Source organism: Microcoleus sp. C2D2, from assembly GCF_036702495.1.
GTDB lineage: Bacteria > Cyanobacteriota > Cyanobacteriia > Cyanobacteriales > Microcoleaceae > Microcoleus.
In genome coordinates, this window is record NZ_JAUBTO010000323.1 from 1 (window position 1) to 3122 (window position 3122).

Sequence of the window (3122 nt, forward strand, 5' to 3'; positions counted from 1 at the left end):
GCTATGTGCTTAGAGTATTACGGTGTAGGTTTTACAACTACGTTCAGCGGCAAGGTTAGAAAAAATAAAAATAGTCAACTTGAAGACGAACTTTATCAATATATGTCTGACAAGGGGCTAAACAAACACTACCCTGAAGATTTAGCGCGAGTAGTGCGCGATTATGGCATTAAAGATGATTTCACCGCTTACGGTACTTTTGACCGCTGCAAACAGCATTTAAGCAACGGCAACCCCTGTATAATTCACGGTTACTTTACTCAACCGGGTCACATTATCGTTTTAGTAGGGTACGACAGTACCGGGTTTATAGTTCACGACCCATACGGCGAATGGTTTAAGACAGGCTACCGCACCGATTTAAGCGGCGAATATTTACACTACAGCTACGATTTAATAGAGAAAACCTGTGCTTACGATGGTCAATTTTGGGTTCACTATCTGAGCAAATAAGTCTATTTTCTGGTTTAGCCGGCAACTGTAGCCGGCTATTTGTGGAAATGAAGACAAGAGGAAAGCTAGGCTCACACCATACACACGATGTGACTCTAGCTTTTTAGTTTCCGAGCCGGACGATCGGCTAACTAAAACTCAAGCAGTAGCTCATTTAGCTCCTGTCGAGTAGGCGGGAACTGTCCGCCCCGTTCGTGGTGAGTTAATAATCGTTTCCACGTTATCCCAGACTTTAGGTCGCCAAAATGTTTGGCGTAAGCGTAGATCCCTTTTTCTTGCGCCTCCGCAACCATCGCCAGTCTATCTTTAGAGGCGGTTCGCCGTTCTACTGCTTGGTAGTGTTGGGTCATCCTCGCGGGTTCGGACAATGGTTCGTAAGCTTTAGAAGCGATTGCGTCGAGCCACCGCAAAGTGCGATTTGTTTTATTAGTCGCTGGCATCCAACAAGCCAGCTTAAGCACAGCCCGGGGAGGGAGTAGGTAGTTAAGGTGAGGTTTCCCAATCCAGCACAGCCCCAGTACGGGTTCCGAGTGCTGCACAAACGTTTCTGGGCAAGCAAACAAACCATCCCCAGTGAGTTGCGCTTCAAAATTGCGTATAAGGCGATCGGTAGTTTTTGGCTCAACACCATATAGTGCGTCGCACTGTTCGGGCAGCAGCACGGGGGCTTGGTAATAGTGAAGCCACTGTACCGACTTAACGCCGATGTCGAGTGCGTCAAATGCTGCTGAGTGGGAAATACCGTCAAACACGGCATCCCGATACCAGCGAAGCGCCAGGGGGGCGTCCCACGAGTACGTTAAAAATTGCGAACGCGGGGTACTACAGGCGGACTGTTGTGACATAATAAAGGAGCCAAAAGTTGTTGTAGAACTGGAGGCAAAATGCACCCTGAAAACGTTAGCGCGTCGTAAGGGTGTTGTATTGTTACGACGATCGCACAACAACCCGCCTCACGTCAAGTCCTAAAATCAGCCATCTTTAGTTCTTTTTTAGAAATAGCCGCCCGTGTTAGGCGGCTAAGCTCAGAAATACACTTAAATACTCTCATTTATAAAGAATCACGTTTCGCTTCACTAACGGGATGGGCTTATTTAGGAGGGGTAACTTTAGTACAGCGCGGGCGAATTCGCAATCAGCAATAGGGCGGCGTTCATCTGGTATCACTTTTTGCCCCACTACGGTTATCTCTTTCGTCTGTTTTGTGTATTTGGTTGTAGAGATAGTTTCACTGCGGTTAAAGCCATCTTTGTCAGGTACAGCGTCAAATATCTTAAGTAGTGCTGTAAATAAATCAATACCATCTTGCTTGTTTCGCACGTAAGCGTACCCTTCAAGTCCTTGTAGCCGGGCTATCTGCCCGCTGTACGACAAGCATTCCTTACCTTTTTTCCAGACATATTTGGTATCACCAAAAATAGTTTTGATTTTGCCCGCCCACATTTTAATGTCAGCAGGTGTTACAAGTTTTGCAAGTTTTAAGGTGGCAATTTTTTCATCATCGGTATACCCCGCACACCGTATCTACTTAATTCCTACTTTTTTATCAGGGCTGACAAAGTGAAGCTCGATTAACGGAAATCCTTTTAGTGGTGGCTTACTGTTTTTGCCTGGCACATTCTCGGCGCTACCGCTTTGCTGATATCCAATAGCGTTAATGTGATGCACTAAGTCCCGGTCAGTACCCGACAGATTATAAAAGGTGTTCTCATCTTCTTTGTTGGGAAAATATTTAATCCACCTACCAATACCACTTTTGTTTTTTGGAGTAGTGTCAATAAATTTGGGTTTAGTCCAAATTTCTACTTCTTTTCCAGTTTTACTCACGGGTGGTTTAGAAAACTCTTCCCACCATTCGTCAAAGTCAATACCGCCCGTGGATAGCAAATCATTAATCGCAAAAAGTAGGGACGGTTCGTCAGCGTCGAGGGTTAGGCGCTTGGTAGCAGGTTTTTGAGGCATAAGACTACAGTCAAAATCACACTTTTATAAGTACAGGCTAGCACAAAAAAACTTGTGCTAACCTGTAGGGTTTCGATAAAAATTTTTTAGGTAAAACACTTAATTTTACTGGCTATAATCAAAATAATAAATTTGAAAGGAGTGTTTATGGGTAGATTAGCGTTTTTAATCGGTTACAGAGGACAAGACCCCAGCGAAGAAACTAAAGACGCAGCACTAGAAAATTTAGTGGGTACTTTTACTTGCACCTCTCGTGTTGCAGATTTTCTCGATATTGTTACCAAACAATATGTACCTTCGGGAGAAGCGAACAGGGACAGAAAAGGGTACACAAAATCTGTACTAAACGCAGCAGGTGTAGCCACAGATATTACGGTTCCCGCGGGCAAAATTAGCTATACACCGGACGCAAGTCCTCGTGCTAAAACGGTAACGCTAAAAACCGGGGCTAAAGCCAAAAAAACTAACAGGACTATTAGTTTAACTTTTCCCAGTGGTGTTACTGTTTCGCAAATTGGGGAAGCTTTAGCAGAATATATTCCTGATGGAAAAATTCAACGTACTTCGGCAGCGCCAAGTGCAACAGAAATTTACGCTCAATACACAATTAAGGGCGGTAGAACTTACCCCTTACCTTTGAAGGCGGATGCAGAAACATCTACTAATGTAGACGCACCTGATACTAAGGCTGAACAGGCTGCTGTATT

Annotated in this window: 5 protein-coding genes; 2 read left to right on the forward strand and 3 right to left on the reverse strand. The window is 44.5% G+C overall.

The features are described from left to right. A partial coding sequence (locus QUB61_RS38640) for a C39 family peptidase (RefSeq protein WP_333190435.1) occupies positions 1–453 on the forward strand: 453 nt, incomplete at its 5' end. A 131-nt stretch (positions 454–584) separates the two neighbouring features. On the opposite strand, the gene QUB61_RS38645 is transcribed toward QUB61_RS38640, so the two are convergent. The 3 genes from QUB61_RS38645 to QUB61_RS38655 form a co-directional block, all read right to left on the reverse strand. After that, a complete protein-coding gene (locus tag QUB61_RS38645) occupies positions 585–1298 on the reverse strand; it encodes a hypothetical protein (protein WP_333136557.1) in 714 nt (237 codons plus the stop codon). A 202-nt stretch (positions 1299–1500) separates the two neighbouring features. Beyond that, the gene (locus tag QUB61_RS38650; RefSeq protein WP_333136559.1) at positions 1501–1896 is read right to left on the reverse strand and encodes a hypothetical protein; all 396 of its coding nucleotides are present in this window, start codon (positions 1894–1896) and stop codon (positions 1501–1503) included. Between the two features lie 81 nt (positions 1897–1977). After that, complete coding sequence (locus QUB61_RS38655; RefSeq protein ID WP_333136561.1) at positions 1978–2415, reverse strand: hypothetical protein; 438 nt, start codon at positions 2413–2415, stop codon at positions 1978–1980. Positions 2416–2562: 147 nt separating this feature from the next. Between QUB61_RS38655 and QUB61_RS38660 the strand changes: the two genes are divergently transcribed. Next, positions 2563–3122, forward strand: a 560-nt coding sequence (locus QUB61_RS38660) for a hypothetical protein (RefSeq protein ID WP_333136563.1), incomplete at its 3' end; no start/stop codon positions are given.

What these genes read in the sequence shown, in the direction of transcription:
- QUB61_RS38655 (WP_333136561.1), bottom strand. Translation starts at nt 2,415, where the DNA reads ATGCCTCAAAAACCTGCTACCAAGCGCCTAACCCTCGACGCTGACGAA.
- QUB61_RS38650 (WP_333136559.1), bottom strand. Translation starts at nt 1,896, where the DNA reads ATGTGGGCGGGCAAAATCAAAACTATTTTTGGTGATACCAAATATGTC.
- QUB61_RS38645 (WP_333136557.1), bottom strand. Translation starts at nt 1,298, where the DNA reads ATGTCACAACAGTCCGCCTGTAGTACCCCGCGTTCGCAATTTTTAACG.